The 20,482-nt window shown below is 61.6% G+C and carries 21 protein-coding genes; 11 read left to right on the plus strand and 10 right to left on the minus strand.

Translation table 11 applies throughout. The features are described 5' to 3' along the window. Positions 1–51: 51 nt before the first annotated feature. Complete coding sequence (locus tag FHS03_RS21390; protein ID WP_183442955.1) at positions 52–1,032, minus strand: ExeA family protein; 981 nt, start codon at positions 1,030–1,032, stop codon at positions 52–54. A gap of 7 nt (positions 1,033–1,039) precedes the next feature. Next, entirely contained in the window at positions 1,040–1,756 is a 717-nt protein-coding gene (locus tag FHS03_RS21395; protein WP_183442956.1) for an ABC transporter ATP-binding protein, read from the minus strand. Between the two features lie 114 nt (positions 1,757–1,870). On the opposite strand from FHS03_RS21395, the gene FHS03_RS21400 reads away from it, so the two are divergent. From FHS03_RS21400 to FHS03_RS28550, 4 genes are all read left to right on the plus strand, one after another. Continuing rightward, positions 1,871–3,574: a GspE/PulE family protein gene (locus tag FHS03_RS21400; protein WP_183442957.1), complete on the plus strand. Its 1,704-nt coding sequence runs from the start codon at positions 1,871–1,873 to the stop codon at positions 3,572–3,574. Position 3,575: 1 nt separating this feature from the next. Further along, on the plus strand, positions 3,576–4,811 hold the full coding sequence (locus FHS03_RS21405; protein ID WP_183442958.1) for a type II secretion system F family protein: 1,236 nt from the start codon (positions 3,576–3,578) through the stop codon (positions 4,809–4,811). After that, a complete protein-coding gene (locus FHS03_RS21410; RefSeq protein ID WP_183442959.1) occupies positions 4,808–5,335 on the plus strand; it encodes a type II secretion system protein in 528 nt (175 codons plus the stop codon). Before FHS03_RS21405 ends, FHS03_RS21410 begins: the two co-directional genes overlap by 4 nt. A gap of 68 nt (positions 5,336–5,403) precedes the next feature. Continuing rightward, complete coding sequence (locus FHS03_RS28550) at positions 5,404–5,916, plus strand: type II secretion system protein (RefSeq protein ID WP_183442960.1); 513 nt, start codon at positions 5,404–5,406, stop codon at positions 5,914–5,916. A gap of 12 nt (positions 5,917–5,928) precedes the next feature. Here the strand turns inward: FHS03_RS28550 and FHS03_RS21420 are convergent, their stop codons facing one another. From FHS03_RS21420 to FHS03_RS21440, 5 genes are read right to left on the minus strand one after another with little or no spacing between them, the layout of a single operon-like run. Further along, a complete protein-coding gene (locus FHS03_RS21420; RefSeq protein ID WP_183442961.1) occupies positions 5,929–6,405 on the minus strand; it encodes an MSHA biogenesis protein MshP in 477 nt (158 codons plus the stop codon). Then, positions 6,402–7,292, minus strand: coding sequence for a PulJ/GspJ family protein (locus FHS03_RS21425; protein ID WP_183442962.1), 891 nt, complete (start codon positions 7,290–7,292; stop codon positions 6,402–6,404). Before FHS03_RS21425 ends, FHS03_RS21420 begins: the two co-directional genes overlap by 4 nt. Beyond that, positions 7,289–7,768 carry a type IV pilus modification PilV family protein gene (locus tag FHS03_RS21430; protein ID WP_371871751.1) on the minus strand — a complete coding sequence of 160 codons (480 nt, stop codon included), beginning with the start codon at positions 7,766–7,768 and terminating at the stop codon, positions 7,289–7,291. The genes FHS03_RS21425 and FHS03_RS21430 overlap by 4 nt, the downstream gene beginning before the upstream one ends. Continuing rightward, positions 7,758–8,252 carry a pilus assembly FimT family protein gene (locus FHS03_RS21435; protein WP_260110571.1) on the minus strand — a complete coding sequence of 165 codons (495 nt, stop codon included), beginning with the start codon at positions 8,250–8,252 and terminating at the stop codon, positions 7,758–7,760. Before FHS03_RS21435 ends, FHS03_RS21430 begins: the two co-directional genes overlap by 11 nt. Continuing rightward, positions 8,249–10,768 (minus strand): polymer-forming cytoskeletal protein, encoded by a 2,520-nt coding sequence (locus FHS03_RS21440; RefSeq protein ID WP_183442965.1) that lies wholly within the window; start codon positions 10,766–10,768, stop codon positions 8,249–8,251. The genes FHS03_RS21435 and FHS03_RS21440 overlap by 4 nt, the downstream gene beginning before the upstream one ends. Positions 10,769–10,964: 196 nt before the next feature. Here FHS03_RS21440 and FHS03_RS21445 point away from each other — a divergent pair, with 196 nt between their 5' ends. From FHS03_RS21445 to FHS03_RS21475, 7 genes are read left to right on the plus strand one after another with little or no spacing between them, the layout of a single operon-like run. Then, on the plus strand, positions 10,965–11,912 hold the full coding sequence (locus FHS03_RS21445; RefSeq protein WP_183442966.1) for a type IV pilus biogenesis protein PilM: 948 nt from the start codon (positions 10,965–10,967) through the stop codon (positions 11,910–11,912). Next, positions 11,909–12,649 (plus strand): MSHA biogenesis protein MshI, encoded by a 741-nt coding sequence (locus FHS03_RS21450; protein WP_183442967.1) that lies wholly within the window; start codon positions 11,909–11,911, stop codon positions 12,647–12,649. Before FHS03_RS21445 ends, FHS03_RS21450 begins: the two co-directional genes overlap by 4 nt. After that, complete coding sequence (locus FHS03_RS21455; protein ID WP_183442968.1) at positions 12,646–13,425, plus strand: type II secretion system protein M; 780 nt, start codon at positions 12,646–12,648, stop codon at positions 13,423–13,425. The genes FHS03_RS21450 and FHS03_RS21455 overlap by 4 nt, the downstream gene beginning before the upstream one ends. 17 nt (positions 13,426–13,442) lie before the next feature. Continuing rightward, entirely contained in the window at positions 13,443–13,802 is a 360-nt protein-coding gene (locus tag FHS03_RS21460) for an MSHA biogenesis protein MshK (RefSeq protein ID WP_229426332.1), read from the plus strand. Positions 13,803–13,810: 8 nt separating this feature from the next. Continuing rightward, positions 13,811–15,607: a pilus (MSHA type) biogenesis protein MshL gene (gene mshL / locus FHS03_RS21465; RefSeq protein ID WP_183442969.1), complete on the plus strand. Its 1,797-nt coding sequence runs from the start codon at positions 13,811–13,813 to the stop codon at positions 15,605–15,607. Between the two features lies 1 nt (position 15,608). Further along, positions 15,609–16,502: an ExeA family protein gene (locus FHS03_RS21470; RefSeq protein ID WP_183442970.1), complete on the plus strand. Its 894-nt coding sequence runs from the start codon at positions 15,609–15,611 to the stop codon at positions 16,500–16,502. Then, positions 16,499–17,605 carry a tetratricopeptide repeat protein gene (locus FHS03_RS21475; RefSeq protein WP_183442971.1) on the plus strand — a complete coding sequence of 369 codons (1,107 nt, stop codon included), beginning with the start codon at positions 16,499–16,501 and terminating at the stop codon, positions 17,603–17,605. Before FHS03_RS21470 ends, FHS03_RS21475 begins: the two co-directional genes overlap by 4 nt. A gap of 22 nt (positions 17,606–17,627) precedes the next feature. Here the strand turns inward: FHS03_RS21475 and FHS03_RS21480 are convergent, their stop codons facing one another. From FHS03_RS21480 to FHS03_RS21490, 3 genes are all read right to left on the minus strand, one after another. Continuing rightward, entirely contained in the window at positions 17,628–18,629 is a 1,002-nt protein-coding gene (locus FHS03_RS21480) for an HD-GYP domain-containing protein (RefSeq protein ID WP_183442972.1), read from the minus strand. Between the two features lie 71 nt (positions 18,630–18,700). Beyond that, positions 18,701–19,879 (minus strand): pyridoxal phosphate-dependent aminotransferase, encoded by a 1,179-nt coding sequence (locus FHS03_RS21485; protein ID WP_183442973.1) that lies wholly within the window; start codon positions 19,877–19,879, stop codon positions 18,701–18,703. A 130-nt stretch (positions 19,880–20,009) separates the two neighbouring features. Continuing rightward, complete coding sequence (locus FHS03_RS21490; protein ID WP_183442974.1) at positions 20,010–20,459, minus strand: hypothetical protein; 450 nt, start codon at positions 20,457–20,459, stop codon at positions 20,010–20,012. Between the last annotated feature and the right edge of the window lie 23 nt (positions 20,460–20,482).

The following is a 20,482-nucleotide window of genomic DNA, read 5'->3' on the forward strand; positions in this document are numbered from 1 at the left end:
GGGAGCGAGGTTGGTCCGGGGGTTAAAGTTGACATAATCCTATAAAAGCGCTCATCCTGCAAATCGGGATGCGGGGAGGGCATCCTCCCGCGCCGCATGCTGGCCCTTGCCATAACCGTCCGGCGGCGCCAGCGACTGCTGCCAGACCAGCCAGGCGCCCGCCACCAGCAAGGCCAGCACGAAGCCGGCGCCGACCAGCAGCCAGGCCGGCAGCGCACGCGGCGGCGCGGCAAAGCTGCTGTCGCGGATGGCTTGGCGCACATGGGCCGGCCGCACCGTGGCCGCGTCGTCGGCAAACGCCGCCATCAAGGCCTTGTCGGCCAGGATGTTCACGCGCCGCACAATGCCCTGCGAAACGCGCGCGATCAGCTTGACCGCGCCCTTGCTGAACAGGGGGCGCCCGCGATGGCCGGCGGCCTGCAGGCGGAAGGCGAGGAAGTCGGGCAGCAGTTCGGGCGCCAGCGGCGGCACCGTGAAGCTGTGCGTGATGCGCTCGCGCAGCTGGCGCATGCGCGGCAGGGCCAGACTCTCGTCGAGCTCAGGCTGGCCGAACAGCACGATCTGCAGCAGCTTGTGGTGGGCCGTTTCCAGATTGGTCAGCAGGCGCACCTCTTCCAGCGTTTCCAGCGGCATGGCCTGGGCCTCCTCGACCAGCAGCAGCACTTGGCGGCCCGCGCTGTGGCGCGCGATCAGGTCGGTGTTGAGCAGGCGCAGCACCTCGTTGCCGCGCAAGCCTTCCGCGTTCAGGCCCAGTTCGCCGGCGATGGCGTACAGCACGTCCTCCGGGCCCAGGCTGGGGTTGACCAGGTAGATCACGTCCACATGGGGCGGCAACTGGCTATCGAGCATGCGGCACAACATGGTTTTGCCGCTGCCGACTTCACCCGTGACCTTGATGATGCCTTCGCCGCTGCCCACCGCATACAGCAAGGCTTCGAGCATGGCGCCGCGCTCATTGCCGCTGTAGAAAAAGGCCGGGTTCGGGGTGATGTTGAAGGGCGCCTGCGTCAGGCCGAAATGGGATTGGTACATGGCGGGCCTATTGGATCGCTTGCAGGAAGGCCGCTTCCAGCGTGGAAGCGCCGTAGCGGCTGCGGCAGTGCTCGGGTGTGCCGGCGAAGCGGATACGGCCGCCGTGCAGGATGGCCATGCGGTCGCAGATTTCCTCGACATCGGCCAGCGCGTGCGAAGTGAACAGAAGGCTGGCGCCATCGTTGCGCAAATGCTGCAAAAGCTGTTTGAGCAGGGCGCGCGCCTTGGGGTCGAGGCCGCTCATCGGCTCGTCCAATACGTACAGGCGCTTGCGGCTGAGGAAGCAGGCGGCCAGGCCCAGTTTCTGGGTCATGCCCTTGGAATAGCTGCGTACGGTGCGCTTCAAGGCGGTGTCCTCCAGGTCCAGCGCGGCCAGCATCGCGGCCACGGCAGCCGGCTCGTAAGCCTGTCCCTGCAATTTCAGCACGTATTTTAGAAAATCGTCGCCCGTCAGATAGTAGGGCGGGGTAAAGCGTTCCGGCAGATAGGCCAGCGGCTGGCGCGCCTGCGGGCGCAGATGGCTGGCGCCGAAAATCTCGATGGCGCCGCCGTCGAGTGCGCAAAAATCGAGCAGGCATTTGATCAGGCTGGTCTTGCCCGCCCCGTTTACCCCGGCCAGGCCGAAGAACTCGCCGCGCTCCACCGTCAGATCGACGCCATCGAGCACCGGCCGGTGCGCATGGCGTTTGGTGACATTGCGAAAGCGCAGAGCGGCTTGGTCCATGTATCAGGGCAGAGTTCGGGCGAGGCATACTGTAGCAAGAATGGCCTTCTTTAGCTAGCGGCAAGACTGACATTCGGCATACAATGCCCCCACAGTGATATTCGTGGAGTGAGTATGGCAAGGCCCGAAAAAGTCCGGCTGGGCGAGATCCTGGTACAGCAAAAGCTGCTGTCCGAAGAACAGCTGGGCCTGGCGCTCACGGAACAAAAGCGCAGCGGGCGCAAGCTGGGGCGGGTCTTCATCGAAAACGGCTATGTGACCGAGGAGCAGATCGCCGGCGCCCTGGCGCGCCAGCTGAATATCCCGTATATCAACCTCAAGTTCTACAATATCAATCCGGAACTGGTGCGCCAGCTGCCGGAAACCCAGGCGCGCCGCTTTCGCGCCCTGATCCTGGAAGACCGTACCACCTCGCTGCTGGTGGGCATGTCCGACCCCACCGACCTGTTTGCCTACGACGAGATCGCGCGCCTGGTGCGCCGCAATGTCGAGCTGGCGGTGGTCAACGAGACCGAGGTGCTGGCCGCCATCGACCGCATCTACCGCCGCACCGAGGACATCACCGACCTGGCGCGCGAGCTGGAACAGGATATCGGCGACGTCTCCATCGACTTCGGCACGCTGGCCGCCAATCCAGGCCTGGAAGAGGCGCCCGTCGTCAAACTGCTGCAGTCGGTGTTCGACGACGCGGTGCAGGTGCGCGCTTCGGACATCCACATCGAGCCGCAGGAAAGCCGCCTGCAGATCCGCTTCCGCATCGACGGCGTGCTGCATCTGCAGACCGAGGCCGATATCAAGATCGCACCGGCCCTGGCGCTGCGCCTGAAACTGATGTCGGACCTGGATATCTCGGAAAAGCGCCTGCCGCAGGACGGCCGCTTCGGCGTGCGCGTGCGCAACCAGCGCATCGACGTGCGTATCTCGTCCATGCCGACCCAGTACGGCGAATCGGTGGTCATGCGTCTTTTGAACCAGGGTGGCGCCCCGCTGAAGCTGGACGCCATCGGCATGCCGCGCGAGCTGCTGGAACGCTTCCGCAGCATCGTCCAGCGCCCCAACGGCCTGGTGCTGGTGACGGGACCGACCGGCAGCGGCAAGACCACCACGTTGTACTGCGCCCTATCCGAACTGAATTCGGTCGAGAAGAAACTGATCACGGTGGAAGACCCGGTCGAGTACCGCCTGCCTGGCATCAACCAGGTGCAGGTCAACGACAAGATCGACCTGAACTTCGCCCGCGTGCTGCGTTCGGCCCTGCGGCAAGACCCGGACATCGTGCTGGTGGGCGAGATGCGCGACCAGGAAACCGCCGCCATCGGCCTGCGCGCCGCCATGACCGGCCACCTGGTGCTCTCGACCCTGCACACCAATGACGCCGTCAGCACGCCGCTGCGCCTGATGGATATGGGCGTGCCGCGCTATATGGTGGGCAGCTCGCTGCAAGCCGTGCTGGCCCAGCGCCTGGTGCGCGTGATCTGCGAAAGCTGCACCGCGCCGTATACGCCGACCGCCACCGAAGCAGAGTGGCTGAAGCTGGAGCTGGGCGAAGGCGCTGCGAGCGGCCATTACCACGCGGGCAAGGGCTGCTCGCACTGCAACGGCATGGGTTATCGCGGTCGTACCGGCGTCTACGAACTGCTGGAAATGACGTCGGCCGTGGTGGACGCCGCCAATCATCATGATATGGGCCATTTCGTCAAAGTGGCGACGGCCCAGATGGCGGGCATGACCCTGCGCCGCCACGCGGTGGCGCTGGTGGTGCAGGGGCGCACCACCATCTCCGAAGCTATGCGCATCAGCAACCAGCAAGAGGATTGAGGTGCCATTCTTCAGCTACAAGGGACGCAATGCGCGCGGCGAATTGATGCAGGGCGTGCTGGAAGGGGCCGACAGCAGCGCCGTGGCCGACCAGCTGTTCAGCACCGGCGTCACGCCCATCGAGATCGCCGTCACCACCAAGAAGGCGGACAAGGGCGGCGAGGGCGAGAACTGGTGGACCCGACTGACCGAGAAGAAAGTCACCAGCATGGACGTGCAGCTGTTCAGCCGCCAGCTTTACACCCTGCTCAAGGCCGGCGTGCCGATCATGCGCGGCCTGGCGGGCTTGCAGGAATCGGCGGTCAGCAAATCCTTCGGCCGCGTCATCAAGGACTTGCGCGAGTCGCTCGACGCGGGGCGCGAGCTGTCCTCGGCCATGCGCCGCCATCCGGAAGTGTTTTCGGCCTTCTACTTGTCCATGGTCAGGGTGGGGGAGATGACGGGGCGGCTGGAGGAAGTCTTCCTGCGCCTGTTCGACCATATGGAATTCGACCGCGATATGCGCGAGCGGGTCACGACCGCGCTGCGCTATCCGACCTTTGTGGTGGTTGCCATCATCGCGGCGATGACGGTGGTGAATATCTTCGTGATTCCCGCCTTCGCCAAGGTCTTCGCCGGTTTCAATGCCGAGCTGCCGCTGATGACGCGCATCCTGCTGGCGACGTCCAACTTCACCGTCCAGTATTGGCCGCTGATGGCGGGCCTGCTGGCGGGCGGCATCGTCGCCTTCACCCGCTATGTGCGCACGGCCAAGGGGCGCTACAAGTGGGATAAATTCAAGCTCGGTTTGCCGATCGCGGGCAAGATCATCCGCAAAGCCACGCTGGCCCGCTTTGCGCGCAGCTTCGCCCTGTCCAGCCGCAGCGGCGTGCCGATCGTGCAGGCGCTGACGGTGGTGGCGCAAACGGTCGACAACAGCTATCTGAGCGCCCGCGTTGAACAGATGCGCGACGGCGTGGAGCGTGGCGAAAGCATCCTGCGCACGGCGTCGGCGGCCAATGTGTTCACCCCCGTGGTGCTGCAAATGATTGCGGTCGGCGAGGAATCGGGTTCGCTCGATGAGCTGATGGACGAGATCGCGCAAATGTACGAACGCGAGGTCGATTACGAGCTGAAAACGCTGTCGGCGCAGATCGAGCCTATATTGATCGTCGCGCTGGGCATCATGGTATTGGTGCTGGCGCTCGGCATCTTCCTGCCGATCTGGGACTTGGGCAAAGCGGCCCTGCACAAATGAAAACGCCGCGCGCGGACTGGCAAGCTGTCGCCGCCGCGCAACGGCGGGGCTTCAGTCTGTTCGAATTAGGCGTAGTGCTGGTCGTGATTGCTGTTCTAGGCACAGTATTCTTGCAAAGAGTGCTGTTTTATCAGGAAGAGGCGGAGCGGGCGGCCGTGGCCCAGGTGCTGGCGCAGTTGCGCATCACAATACAGAGTCGGGTGGCGGAGGCGCATATTCGTGGCCGGACCGGAGATTTGTCATCGCTTGCTGGAGAAAATCCCATGTCATGGCTATTGCGGCCGCCAGGAAATTATGAGGGTGAACGCGAAGCGCCCCAGTTGGATGAACTAGAGGCTGGCAGCTGGTATTTCGACCGTGCCGAGAAAACCTTGCTTTATTTGCCAGCTCAATATGATTTTTTTTCTAACGAAAAACGTCACCCGCTGAAATTCCGTCTGTTGGCAAATACTGGAAACGCACCGGAAACTACTGGAAAGCCCGAAAATAAAGGGCTATCGTTGGAGCAAGTCGTGGATAAGTAGGTGAGAATATGTTACTTTTATATATCCGCTGCGCAATTTCTGTTGCAGGATGATTTACGGAGAAACTAATGAATAAACAGGCAATCAACGCAATTCGCAAACAAGGCCAGGGCGGTTTTACCCTGATTGAATTGATCGTTGTGATCGTAATTCTGGGCATTCTCGCCGCAACGGCGCTGCCGCGATTTTTGGATCTGGGGGGCGAAGCCCGCGTAGCTGCATTGAATGGCGCGCGTGGCGCGATCAACTCAGCAGCTTCCCTGGTGCATGCACGGGCTTTGCTGACTCCTGGTGCTACTGCCAATATGGAGGGAGTCACGGTCAATTTGGTAAACGGCTATCCTGCTGCCGATAACACCATGTTGCAAGCGGCGGGAATCGATATCAATGGTGCTGATTTTACTATTGTTAACTCGGGAGCTGCCAGTGGTACCAGTCCCGCTGTCGCGGCTGGCGCGATTGCGATCGTTCCCAACTCTGTTGCCAACTCGGCAAAGGCGGTGAGTTGTTTCGTATCTTATACCCAAGCTACCGCAACTGCCCCGCCAGCGGTCGCAATTGTAACGAACACCTGCCCGTAATTACTTGCGTGATCAACATGGCCCGCCTGGATTAGGGGGGGCAGCTTTGGTGGCGCAGGCCGTTGCCATGCGCCGGCGTTCAACATAATCGCTGCCTGCCACCGCAGCCCCTGCATTGGGGCAGTTGGCGGCATTGCAGGCAATGGCGCTGATAACGAAAATCGTTTTTCCGATTGGCGCCCCGGCTGCGTCGACTCCCTCATTGAAATTCGTTGCATCACAGTTTACGACCACATTAAAGCCGTTCTGGCCTGTGAAATTGAGGGAGGTGGCGGGCGCGCATGCGCTGCTCGTCATCGCCTGATATAAACCCCATTCCACGCCTGCCCGCGCTGCCTGATTGGCATAGGCTGCGGCGATATCCTGCGCCGATGCGCTCTGTTGTCCTATGCTGGTACGGACCATGACTGCTGCGAGTGAAGCCAGCAGCACTAAAATCACCACGGCGACAATGACGCCAAACCCTTTTTGCCTGTCTCTTCTGTTCATGGTACGTTGCTCGCATGGGCGCCATAAGTCAGCGTAACCGATTCATTGTCATCCGTTAACGTCAGCTGGATGGACATATAGCCGCTGCCTTGCGTTGCGCCAGGGTTGGGGTCGTATGTCATGGTACAGGCTGAGACATTGTTGGCGACCAGGGAGGGCTGGGCAGTCAGGGCGTTGTTGATTGCCAGCGGCGGTGCATTGCAGCCGTTGGGCATGCCGGCATTGAAGCCATAACCGGAATAACGTAGCAACGCCCCTGTGCCGCGTCCGTTCAGCAGGCCGGCTGTGCAGGAATACATGACGGGACCAATGGCTGCGGGCACGATCATGAAGCGCGAGCCGTCGTAGCCGGGCTGAATATTTACCCGCAGCGCGTTAACGGTAATACGATGGGTGCCGGCAGGCAGCGCAGCCACGGGCGGCGGCGCAACAACGAGGATTCCGGTGCGAGTGGGGCTGGGAGTGTTGTAAATGTCGTCCGCAGTTTGGTTGCCGATCACGATCCAGTCGCCGGCTGCTGGCGGAACGGGGGCTTGCGGCATAAAGACGTCAAACGCTGCGGCAGGCGCCGAGGCTTCGAGTGGCAGGCTGCCGGCATTCGCGCTGTCGACAGCGGTGCGAAAGCGCCCGCCGCCTGAGCCTGGAACCAGCTCAAAGCAGGTAGGGGCAGCCTGGCGAATGGAATTTGGTACGGCCAGACGGATGTCGCGCATCATCAGGCGCATGGCGCTGTCGGCCTGGTCGCTAAGCGAAGCGCGGCGGCCAACGGCCATATAATTACCGATGGCGGGCCGCAAAAAAGCTACCAGCCCCGCCGCCAGTACGGCAACGATGACCATTACCGTGATCAGCTCGACCAGCGTGAAACCGGCGCTTTTTATCTTCATGGTTGGAATTTACCGAAATTGGTTCGCCAGCCCCGAAGGGTAAAGCTATCGGTGCCCCTGCTAACCTTTATCGTAATTTCAAAGGAATCCCCGGCTGTTGCAAGCAACATGGGGCCGGCAACGACCTTAACAACCGCTACGTTTACCTGATAGGCATCCAAACCAGGAATTGCGGTGCCCATTACGTCGCATGGCTTGTTCTGATATTGGTTATAATCCTCCAGATTGTTGTAGTTGTCGCGCGCGCATGCGTTGCTAGGTAGACCATTATTTGACGCCGCCGCGAAAGGCATTCTTTGGATTTCCTCCATCATCCCTTCGGCAATTGCAGTCATCTGTTTTATCACCATGGGGTCGGTGCTGGCACGGGATGTGCGCGAGAATACAGAGAGCAAGCTAGCCAAGCACACGCCGATAATGACCATGGCCACGATCAGCTCGACCAGCGTCATGCCTTGGGCGCGTCTAGTCCACACGGCCGCTGACTCCTATGATCGTGATCGCAGCTTCGTTTTGTGCTGCGGCACTGACGGTGATGCTGTTGCTGGCTAGATTGACTCCGGCGCAATCCGTAGTAATCTCTCCATTTGGCTGGAAAAATAGGACAAGGGGAGCAGCCGCCGTAAAATTAGTGGCAGCCTTGGTGCTGGTGAAAGCTGCGCCGTCTGGAGTGGCGAGCGGCACGCCGATACAATTGCCCGCCGCATTGGTGGCGGCGGGATTGTTGGCTGCAATCAGCAAGGTCACTGAGTTATTGTTGACCGTGGCCCAGACCACGCGGCGGTGCCCGACCGCCGACTTCTGCGCATAGCGCAGAGCCGTCACGATATCGGCACGAAAGCCCGGCCCGGCCATGCCTGGATCGCTTAACATGCGCGGTATCGCGATGGCGGAAAGTATGCCCAACAGCACCATCACGGTGACCAGCTCTACCATGGTGTAGCCGCCTGCCGCCTTCAATTGAACACCTCGCGCACGAAGATAGTGGCGCGGGTTTCGGGGGCGGTAACGCCAAAATTGGCGCGCGCCGACGGATCATTTTCTGGATTGGCGCCCACGGAGCACGCGCCATACCAGGAGCGCAGCCAGGGTGTGTCGTTGCCTTGGGTTTTCTTGTGGGTAGCCAAGCAGGACTGATCCAGCGTTTGCGCGCCGGCATTCTGAGCCAGATTGAGCGCTACATCCACATAGCCTTTGTTTGCGTAGGTACTGCGGAGTTTCAGCGTGTCTTCGCCGTTACTCAAGGTCAGATCGTTGAGCACGGTGGCGGTGAAGTTGCTACCCGGCGGCGGGAACGGCGTCAGCGCCACTGATGTGAGCTTAATCGTGGTGTAGTTGTCCTGGGTATTCCACAACCAATTGCTGCCGTTCCAGTATTCTGCGCGCACTCGCATCGACACCACTGTGCTGACGCCGCCAAAGGCATTGGACAAGCGCAACCGCCCGCTACGTATGGGAATCACATCTTCCTTCCCATTTGCGGATGTAACGACGCTTCCCTCGGTGGCGCGTATGCGCAGCGGCAGGGGAGCGGTCTTGATCTGCGCGAACTTAAAGACAGGGGTAAGTTCGGCTTCTCCCTTATTGCTGCCCTGGAAGGCCGAGCCAGCAATAGATGCGATATCTAATGTGCCGGTAGCGGGAAGGATAGCAGCTACCGGTGGTCCATCGCTGAATGCCGCCAGATCGACTTTGGCATTGGCGGCGGCACCAAGCATATAGTTTTGGGTCGTGGTGGCGGCGCTTGGCGGGTTGGCATAGGCTTTGGCGGTGACTTTAATCTTGTCTATGGTTTGACCCGAATACCAGAACAGGCGGGTGCTTTCATGTGTCACATCAAAATGGTGCGGCACAAAGCTTTGCGTGCAGGAGCTGTTGGCCGTTGCCGTGCTGCCGGCCGGTTTGATGGAAGAGGAAAGATAGGGGAGAGGTGCCGAAGCCGAGGCAGGATTGTTATCGATATAGGCCGTCAAATCGCCTGTACCGACTTCGGACCAGCTGATATTGGCAGCTTGGCCTTTGCCGTTCGTAAAGCTCTGAACGAGTCCCGTGGCGACGACCCCGGCTACTCCGCCGAGATTGGCCGTGGGCGTGCATTTGTTGAAGTTCACGCGCACCTGCGTCGCGGAACTCTCCTTGCCGAAATTGGGCGTTGCGTTGCCCAAGGCATTCAGGGCGGTGACGTCGGCATTAAAAGGACTGCCAGCCTTATGCGGATTGCTTTCATTCGGTGTGATTCTGAAACTGGCTGGCGCCACCACAAAGCTATCCGAGCCGATGATGGCGGGGGAGGCGGTGCTCGCGTTCAGCGTTAATGTGCCAACGTCCTCATAAAGCAGCGAGGGTTCTGCTGTGCCATTGCTGTCGAAAGTCAGGTTGACGGCGGTGGCTGGTGCATTGCAACTGATCTTGCTTCCGCCAATGCTCAGCTGTAGCGTGCCGCTGGTCGGGTTGCTGTAATTGCAGCTCAGACTGACGGCTCGCGCTCCAGTGAAACCGGGCGTGCAGCGGTTGCTGGTATCGCTTTTCTTTACGGCTTCGATTTTGGCTGTTTGCGTGAGGCCGGCAACGTGGTCGGCAACGGTGATCAGGAAGGCGGCATCTTGAAAGTTGAGGCTGCAATTGGCGTTGTTGCCATCCCAGCAGGTATAGCCGTTGCTGGAGCTATAACCGTCGGCCGAGAGCGTTACCGTGCTGGCCGTGGTGATACCCAGATTGACGCTGGTTGAGCTGCTGTTTGAGGGGATGGTGAACGGCACGCTGGCGCCATTGCTGGCTTTGACATTGCCGCTGACGCCGCCGGTATAAGCGGTGCAGGCGCCGTTGCTGTCGCTGCCGGCGCAGGCATAGACGGTGATCACGGCTGGCGTGCACGTCAGGGCGGTGCCGTTGTGGCCGACGCGTATATGGTGCAGTGCGCTCACTGGTGGCTTGGCGCCGCAGCCGTAAAAATTGGTCGATCCGGCGCGGCAGATGCCAGTGATATAAGTATCCTTGTCCACGTCCAGGAAGCCGCCCACCGTCACATCACCGTCGTAAATCGAGTCCTTGGCGAAGTGGACATTGCCGCCGGCCGTGATATTGCCGGTGAAGCGCGCATCCTTGGCAATGTCGATGCTGCCGCCCACGGTCAGGTTCATGGTGACGCTGACGTCTTTTTTCAGATCGACGCTGCCGCCGACCGAGATGTCGAAGGCATAGTCGTTGTTGACCGTGCTGAGATTCTTGTCGGTGGATAAATTGCCGGAAACCTGGAGGCGGATGGGGCCGTTCAAGACCAGGGTCGCGTCCTTGTCCAGATCGATGCTGCCGCAGTTGTAATCCTGGCCGGAGCCGCTGCAATTAAAGGGCGCTTTGTTCAGGTCGCCCGGCAGGTAGTAGGTATCGGCCATGGCCGGCGCGCCGGCCGCGTAGAGCAGAAAAGCAAGAGGCATTGCCGCGAATTTCGGCAACAGGAAAGAGAGGCGCGAGTCCATGCTCCATCAGATCATGCTGGAGAGTAATGTGTCAAGTTTGTGCCATGACGATGCCGGCAGGATCGCTGCGAAGAGGGAAATTTTGCGTTTTTTGTACCGGAATTGCAAAATTAGCCTCGGAAATTTTGCAAACTTAAATATAATCAACCCATTAGCGCGTAGACCTCAGGTAACGCCCACTATTTTGATTGCCGGCATGAGATTTTTCTCCAGGGAAACAAAAAAACAAGACTGGCTGACACTCTCCTTCCATAGCGACGGGGTGTGCGCGGCCAGCGTGCAGCGCTCGCCGAATGCCAAGCCGAAGGTGCTGGCGGCGGCCTTCCATCCCTGCCAGCCCAGCCATTCCCCCGAACTTCTGGAAAAACTGGGCCGCGAGCTGCGCGCCGCGCAGCACCACTGCAGCACCTTGCTGGCCGGTGGCGAATACCAGCTTTTGTCGGTGGAAGCGCCCAATGTGGCGCAGAACGAACTGAAAACGGCCGTGCGCTGGCGCTTGAAGGATATGCTGGATTTCCATATCGACGACGCCACCATCGACGTGCTGGATATCCCAGCCGACAAAAATGCCGCCGCCGGCCGTCCCCATTCGATGTTCGCCGTGGCCGCCCGCAATAGCCTGATCGAATCGCGCCAAGGCTTGTTCGAGGAGGGCGCGATTGGTCTGAGCGCGATCGACATCCCGGAAATGGCGCAGCGGAATATCGCCGCACTGCTGGAGCAGGAAGGGCGCGGCCTGGCCATGCTGTCCTTCGATGAAGAAGGCGGTCTGCTGACCATCAGCGCGGGTGGCGAGCTGTATCTGTCGCGCCGCATCGACGTCAACCTGGCGCAGTTACTGGACCCGAATCCGAACAGCCAGCACATCTACTTCGACAAGATCACCCTGGAGCTGCAACGCTCGCTCGACCACTTCGACCGCCAATACCATTTCGTCAGCGTTTCGCGCCTGCTGCTGGCGCCGACCGGCGCCACGGGTCTGCATGAATTCCTGGCGCAGAATCTGTACATGCCGGTGGAGGTGCTGAACCTGGCCGATGTCTTCGATCTGGACGCGGCGCCCGACCTGGCCACGGCGGAGGCGCAACAGCGCTTCTTCCTGACGCTGGGCGCGGCTTTGCGCGTGGAAGCGGTGGTGCTATGAGCCAGCAGATCAATCTGTTCAACCCCATCTTCCTGAAGCAGAAGAAAATCTTCACTGCCTTGCATATGGCGCAGGCGCTGGGCGCGATGGCCCTGCTGCTGGTGGCGCTGGCGGCTTTCCTGAATTACCGCAGTTCGACGCTGCAAGCCGAGGCGAATGCTGGCAAGGCGCTGGTGGAGGCGAGCCAGGCGCGCTTGAACAAGGCCAATGCCGAATTCGTGCCGCGCCAGAAGAGCAAGCAGCTGGAGGCGGAAATCGCGCAGTTGCAGGCGCAGTTGCAATCCCTGCAGGAAGTGGAGGCGGTGCTGAAACGCGGCGAGATCGGCAACACTGAAGGCTACGCCGAATACTTCCGCGCCTTTGCGCGCCAAAACGTGCAGGGGTTGTGGCTGACCGGCGTGAATATTGTCGGCGCGGGCCAGGACATCGCGCTGCAAGGCCGTGCTATGCAGGCCGCCCTGATTCCTGCGTATATCGGGCGGCTGAAGGACGAGAAGTCGATGCGCGGGAAGACTTTCGGCGCGCTCCAGATCACCCAGCCGTCCGCGCCGGCAGGCGTGTCCGCTGTCCCGGCGGCGCCTGCGGTCAGCGCACCTGCGGCCATGCCCGGCCTGTCGCAGACGCCGCCGCCGGCGGGCGCGCTGGCGAATGCCCCGGTCGCCGCCGTCGCGCCGGCCCTGCCGCGCTATGTGCAATTCAGCCTGCAATCCCAAAGTGTGGAGGAGGGCAAAAAATGAAGGAACAGTGGATCAAGCTGGCCGCCCGCATCGATGCCTTGAGTTTGCGCGAACGCGGCATGGTGCTGGCCGCCGCCTTTGCCGCGCTGGTGTTCCTGATGTATCAGCTGGCGCTGGCGCCGCAGTACGCCAGGCACAAGGCGCTGCGACTGCAAATCGAGCAGCAGCACAAGCAGGCCGGCAATATCGATGCCGAGGTCAATGCCAAGGTCGCGGCCTTCGCCATCGATCCGGATATGGAAAGCCGCAGGCGCATCGTTGAGCTGCGCCGCAGTATCGAAACCGAAAGCGGCGCGCTGCGCGCCGTGCAGCACGGCCTGGTCGCGCCGCAGAAAATGGTGCCGCTGCTGGAGCAGATCCTGCGCGCCAATATGCGGCTGCGCCTGCTGTCGCTGAAAACCCTGCCGGTATCGGGCTTGAGCGAACCGCTGACGTATGCCAAACCGGCGTCTGTTGCGCCGGGCTTTGCCAACGCCACATCGAGGGAAGAGGTGCAGACCAGCGTGGCGATGGCGACGCAGCACGCGGCCCAGGGCGCTGCCGCGCCGTCAGCGATGGGCCAGGCCAAACAGCGCGAGCTGTTGTACCGCCACGGCGTCGAGTTGGTTTTGCAAGGCAGCTATCTGGACATGCTGGCGTATATGGAAGCGCTGGAGCGGTTGCCGCAGCAGCTGTTCTGGGGCAGGGCCGAGCTGCAGGCCGGCAGCTATCCCGAAGCGAAGCTGACGCTGACCCTGTACACCCTGAGTCTGGACGATAAATGGATGACACTGTGAGCGCCCGCAAGAGTAGGATGAAGCCAAGATCCGCCGCATGGGCGCTGCTTGCCGCGATGGCGCTGCCGGCGGCGGCGCAGGCGCCGCTGAGCGACCCCACCCGGCCGCCAGCCGAAGCCATGCTGCCGTTGGGGACCTTGCCTGCGCCGAGTGGACCGCACAAGCCGCAGCTGCAATCGGTCCTGGTGGGCAAGGAAGGCATGCAGCGGGCGGTGGCGGTAATCGATGGACAAATCGTGCGGCGCGGCGACAAGGTCGACGGCGCGGTGCTGGAAAGCCTGACGGCGACCGAGGCCGTGCTAAGGCGGGGCAATAAGAAAGAGGTTTTACGCGTGTTTCCACTTCCAGCAGCACCCGCGAAGGCGGCAAAGAATTGAGGCCGGATATGAAAAAAATAATCTTAAAGACGGGCCTGATCGCCATCTCCGCCGCGCTGGCTGCGTGCTCTGTTGTGCCTAAGCGCCAGGCTTACAACGCTATCGAGAAGGAAGTGTCGGCCCTGGCCGAGGCGGCGCAAAAGCCGGCCGCGCCGGCCGCCGACGTAACGAATGCCTTGCTGCCGCCGGCCACCCAGCTGGCCGGCCAACTGCCCAAGGCGCGCGCCGTGCTGGAAGAGCGCTTCAATGTCGCCTTCAATAATGTGCCGGCCCAGCAGTTCTTCAATTCCCTGGTGGCGGGCACCCGCTACAACATGCTGGTCCATCCGGAAGTCAGCGGCACGGTGACGGCCAATCTGAAGGACGTGACCCTGGTGGAGGCCCTGGACGCGGTGCGCGAGCTGTATGGCTACGATTACCGCATCGAAGGCACGCGCATCTACATCCGCCCCCTGACCATGCAAAGCCGCATGTTTCAGGTGAATTACCTGACCTTGCAAAGGGTGGGGCTGTCGAATCTGCGCGTGTCGTCCACTTCGGTGGCCGACGTGGTGGGGAACGGCGGTGGCGGCGGCAACAATAACAACGGTAATAACAACTCGAACAACAATAACAGCCAGAACGACAATAACAACCAGCAGGACGGCAACGGCGGCAAGGGAAGGGTGCGCGACGCCAGCAATGTGCTGACCGTGGCGCGAAGCGATTTCTGGGAAGAGTTGAAGCTCTCGCTGGAAGCCCTGGTGGGCAGCAAGGAAGGCGGACGCGGTGTCGTCATCAGTCCCGCCTCGGGCGTGATCGTGGTGCGCGCCATGCCGGAAGAACTGCGTAACGTCGAGCGCTATCTGAAGGCCACCCAGATCGCCATCGAGCGTCAGGTGATCCTGGAAGCGAAAATCCTGGAAGTGGAACTGAACCACAGCTATCAGAGCGGCATCAACTGGGCGGCGTTCGCCACGCATGGCAACAGCAAGATATCAGTCGGCCTGCTGCAACCGGGCACCGTGCTGTCGCCGCTGCAAAAGGGCGCCACGCAGAACACCATTCCGCCGATCATCGACAGCCCGGCCAGCGGACTGGCGGGCAATAGCGGCTTTACGCTGGGGAGCAATCTCAAGACGCCTGGCTCCCTGTTCGGCATGGCTTTCCAGACCAGTAATTTCGCGGCGCTGATTTCCTTCCTGGAGTCGCAAGGCACCGTGCATGTGCTGTCCAGCCCACGCATCGCCACCATGAATAATCAGAAGGCCGTGCTGAAAATCGGCACCGACGAATTCTTCGTCACCGGGGTGAGCACCACCACCACCACCAACGCGGCCGGCGGTGGCACCACCTCGCCGAACGTTACGCTGCAGCCCTTCTTCTCGGGTGTGGTGCTGGACGTGACGCCGCAGATCGATGAAGCCGGCAATATCATCCTGCACGTCCATCCGTCGGTCAGCCAGGTGTCCACCGTCAATAAGAGCGTCAATCTGGGTACGGCGGGCGCGCTGAATCTGCCGCTGGCTGCTTCCGTCACTTCCGAGATGGACAGCATGGTGCGTGGCCAGGATGGCAAAGTGGTGGCGATCGGCGGCTTGATGCGCCAGGCTTCCTCCGGCGACCGCTCGCAATTGCCGGGCATGGGCAAGATTCCCGTGCTGGGCGCCTTGTTCCGCAACGATGCCGACACCATGCAGAAGCGCGAGCTGGTGGTGCTGATCAAGCCCACCATCGTGGATGCTGCGTCCAACTGGAACGAGGATATGATCGACGTCAACCGCCGCATCAAGGACATGGCGCCGCTGGGCGGGGGACGCAACTGATATGTACGAGTCCCACTTCGGCCTGCGCGAAGTCCCTTTCGGCATCACGCCGGATACCAGCTTTTTCTTTTCCAGCCCGCATGCGCAGGAGGCGTTGAACACCCTGCTGGTGGCGGTCAGAAATGGCGAGGGCTTCATCAAGATCACCGGCGAGGTGGGGACGGGCAAGACTCTGCTTTGCCGCAAATTCCTCGCCATGCTGGGCGAGGGCGTGGTGACGGCGTATATCCCGAATCCCTATCTGGAACCGCGCACCCTGATGCTGGCCCTGGCCGACGAGCTGGAAATCACGCTGGAAAAGGACGTGGACCAGCACCATCTGCTGAAATCCATCACCGGCCGCCTGATGCAGCTGGCGGGGGAGGGCAAGCGCGTGGTGCTGTGTTTGGACGAAGCGCAGGCGATTCCGGTCGAAAGCCTGGAAGCCCTGCGCTTGCTGACCAATCTGGAAACCGAAAAACGCAAGCTGCTGCAGATCGTACTGTTTGGCCAGCCGGAGTTGGATAAGCATCTGGCCATGGATTCGATCCGCCAGCTGGCGCAGCGCATCACCTTCCACTACCACCTTGGCCCGCTGCGGCGCGATGAACTGGACTTTTACCTGGCGCACCGGCTGCGCGTGGCCGGCTTTGGCGGCGCGCGCCTGTTCAGTCGTGGCGCCGTATCGAAGCTGTACGCGGCCAGCGGCGGCTTTCCGCGTCTGATCAATATTCTGGCGCACAAGGCGCTGATGCTGTGCTACGGCGAGGGCCGGCAGACCGTCAGCAGCAAACATATGGCGCTGGCTGCGCGCGATACCGGTGCTATCAAGAGCCGCCGCATCTGGCCATGGCTGGTGGGCGTCGCGGCCTTGCTGGCCACGGCCGGTGGATTAGCCTGGGCATTGAGCAAATGAGTCTGATCAATAAAATGCTGCAAGACCTGGACGCGCGCAGCAGCGGCGCGGCCGCCAGCCAGGGCGGCTCGTCCGCCGTGCGTCCTGTCACGGCGGCGGTGCGCCCCATGCCGCGCATGCTGCTGATACTGGCCGCCGTGGCAGGCATCGTCATTTTCGTCGTCGCCGCCATCTTCGCCTGGCGCGCGCTGACGCGGCCATCGCCATCTTCGCTCAGTGCCAGCGCCAAAGCCGCAGCTCCGGCGGTTGTGGCGCCAGCGCCTGCCGCCGTTGTGGCGCCGCCCTCGATCGCTGCAACGCCGCCCGCGGCGGCTCCGCCTGAAGCGCCAGCTCCTGCGCCAGTCCAAGCGCCGCCTATACCATCAGCCGAAGCTAAAACAGCCCCGGTCGGAATTGCGCCTTCCGAGGCTCCCGCGAAAAGCCGTTCTGCGGAAAAGCGCAGGATCGAGACGCCGTTGCGCGCCAGTCCCGCTCTTGTGCGCAGCACCATCGGCGAAAAGGAGGAGGCCAGATTGCGTGGCGATGCAGGCTTGAGCAAGGTGCAGCAGGCGGAGAACGAATACCGCCGTGGCCTGTCGGCCATGCAGGAAGGCCGTGTCCATGACGCCATCGCGCGCTTCGAACAAACGCTGGCAAACAATCCGCGCCACGAGGCCGCGCGCCAGACCCTGATCGGTCTGCTGATCGAGAACCAGCGCGGCGACGAAGCCATGCAGCATATGCAGCAAGCCCTGGCCCTCGATCCGGCCCAGGCGCAGATGGCCATGTTGTTGGCCCGCCTGCAAATGGAGCGTAACGGTCCCGCCATCGACACCTTGCAGCGCACCTTGCCGCATGCCGCCGCCAACGCTGATTTCCGCGCCTTCCTCGCCGGCGCCTTGCAGCGCGAACAGCGCCACGCGGAAGCGGTCGAGCACTATCAGGCCGCGTTGCGTCTACAGGCGGGCAATAGCGTATGGTGGATGGGATTGGGCATATCGCTGCAGGCGCTCAAGCGCAATGCTGAAGCGCGTACTGCGTTCAACGAGGCCAAGACTGGAGGACGTCTGTCGCCCGAGCTGCAAACCTTCGTCGAGCGCAAGCTGCAGCAGTTGCCGAACTAGGCGAAACCCAAGTCCGCAAGCCTTACAAGCTGGCCTGCGCGCCCCAGATCTGTTTCATGCTGAAGCGCAGGTCGACCTGGTCTTCGCTCAGCACTTCTGCGATGCCGCAACCGCCATCGCTGCTGCTGCGCAGGATCACGGCCGGCGGCAGCTTGCCCGCCGCATCGCGCAGGCAGTGCACCGTCAGCACGCCGTCTCCGCTCTCGCGGTTGACATCGCGGTGCACAATCACGCCGATCTCGCCATTCTCCAGGCGTACCAGGCAACCGGGCGGATATTTGCCGATCTGCCGATGGAACTGTTCGCGCAAGGGCGCGTCGGCGTCGGCCGCCAGTTCTTCCTGCAGCCGGTTCAGCGCCTCATCGGGTAACAGCGAGCAGCGGTAATTGCGCGCCGAGACCTGGGCGCAATAGCGGTCGGCATAACTGAGCAGGCGCGCATTGAGCGTGATGTCCTCGCCCGATTTGCCGGCCGGGTAGCCGCTGCCATCGTGGTTCTCATGGTGCAGCAGCACGCAGGAGAGCCATTCCTCGTCATCGATGCCGGCGCACTTCAGTATTTCCGCGCTATCTTCCGGGTGGCGCCGCACGATCGCCATATCTTCCGAATTCAACGCGCCCGGCTTGGACTGGAAGCGGTCGTGATGCTTGAGCATGCCCACATTCATGGTCAGCGCCGCCGCCGTCATGGTCAGTATGTCGCGCTGCTGCTTCTGCATGCCGCGCGCCACCAGCACCACGATCACGGCCACCTCGATGCAATGGCGCACGGCATAAGTGCCGGCGATCTGGTTCAGATAAATGCAGGCGAGGGCGATTTCGGGATTCAGTTCGACGGCGTGGATTACGTCGCGCGCGATGCTGCGCAGCTCCGCGTCGGCGTTATGCTCGTTGCGCAGTTGCTGGAGCAGCTTTTCCAGACGCCGGTTGGCGTGGTTCAGCTCATGCAGAACGGAGGTCGGTACCGGCAGGCTGGTGGCATCGCCCAGCACCAGTTCTTTCAGGCTGCTTAATTGCTGATTCATGATGGTCCCCACCCAGCTTCACGTCCGCCGGTGCGGCCAGCCGCCCGGAGGATCTAATTGTATTCAGACAGCTAAACGCGCGCCAGCCGCTCCAGCGCGAGCGCCAGCGTTTCATCCTTCTTGGCAAAGCAGAAGCGCACAATGCCGGATTCCTTGCCCTGCCGGTAAAACGCCGATACCGGAATCGCCGCCACCTTGATCTCGCTGGTCAGCCACTCCGCGAACTCCGCCTCGCTCTGCGAGGAAATCGCATCATAGCGCACGCACTGGAAATATGTGCCGTCGGCCGGCAGCAGCTCGAAGCGGCTGCCTTGCAGGCCGTCGCGGAACAGGTCGCGCTTGCGCTGGTAGAAGGCGGGCAGTTCCAGATACGGCTTGGGATCGGCCATATAGCTGGCGATCCCGTGCTGCATCGGCGTATTCGTGGTGAAAACGTTGTACTGGTGGACCTTGCGGAACTCCACCATCAACGGCGCGGGCGCGGCCACATAGCCCACCTTCCAGCCCGTCACATGGTAAGTCTTGCCGAAGCTGGAAACGACGAAGCTGCGCGCCGCCAGTTCCGGATAGCGGCTCATGGACTCGTGGCGCTCGCCATCGTAGACCATATGTTCGTACACCTCGTCCGACAGGATCAGGATATTCGTGCCGCGCACGATATCGGCCAGCGCCTGCATATCGGCGGCGCGCAGCACCGAGCCGGTCGGATTGTGCGGTGTGTTGACGACGATCAGGCGCGTTTTCGGCGTCACCGCCCGCGTCAGCTTATCCCACGGCACGCTGTAGCCGTCCGCGCCCACTTCCATCTGCACCAGCACCGGCACGCCGCCGGCCAGCTCGATGGCCGGCAGATAGCTGTCGTAAGCCGGTTCGATCACGATCACCTCGTCGCCCGGATGCACGCAGCACAGGATGGTCGTGGTCAGCGCCTGCGTCGCGCCCGAGGTCACGGTGATTTCGCTGTTGACGTCGTACTGGTGGCCGTAGATGGCGGCGATCTTGTCGACGATTGCCTGGCGCAGCACGGGCGCGCCGGCCAGCAGGGGATATTGATTGAAGCCCGCCTTCATCGCTTCCGTCACCATGTCCACCAGCTTGGGTTCACAGGCGAAGTCGGGGAAGCCCTGGCCCAGATTGACCGCCCCATGCTGCACCGCCAGCGCCGACATGCGCGTGAAAACAGTGGTACCCACAGCGGGCAGACGGGTGGTCAGGGCGGGAGTGAGGAGCGGTATTTGCGGGCTGTTCATGTGGAAAGGAAAAAGGTGTTTTTTCCAATTCTAGCGCAGGCAGCAAAATCGGGTGTTGCCCCGGCGCGTAGAATTTTTTCGCATATGAATATTGGCAAAACGGCTATTCAGCGCCGGCATCGAATTTGATTCACTGGCGTGTTTGGCGGGACTCAGTGCTGGTGGCGCGCTCGCGCTCAGCCTTCGCCATGGATTCTTGCAGACGGTTCAATAGGGCGGCAGTTTCCTGGGCCTGCTGCTTTAATTCTGCCTGGACGGCTGCCGTACTTTTGCCGGACTCGAATGATGCCACCATATTTGAGAGCAGCGTTGCGTTGAACGCGGCGACGCCGAGTACGATGGCTATAACCGTACTGACGGCAGTAATGAGGAAAATGGATTTCAGACCAGCCAGGGCGTTGGCGGTTTCCCTCATCGAAGTTTCGATTTGTTGTAGCCGGCTGGCGTGAAGTTCTTTGTCCGCATCCAAGCGCGCTATCAGTTGCGCAATTTGGCCTTGAATAGCTGCGACACGTCCATCCATTCGAACTTCGATGGTTTCCAGCCTGGCATCAAACTCTTCCCGGTTTATTGCGCTCATAGATGGGCCGCCACGAACTGCTG

Origin of the sequence: Pseudoduganella violacea (genome assembly GCF_014191875.1) — a bacterium.
Taxonomy (GTDB): Bacteria; Pseudomonadota; Gammaproteobacteria; order Burkholderiales; family Burkholderiaceae_D; genus Rugamonas; species Rugamonas violacea_A.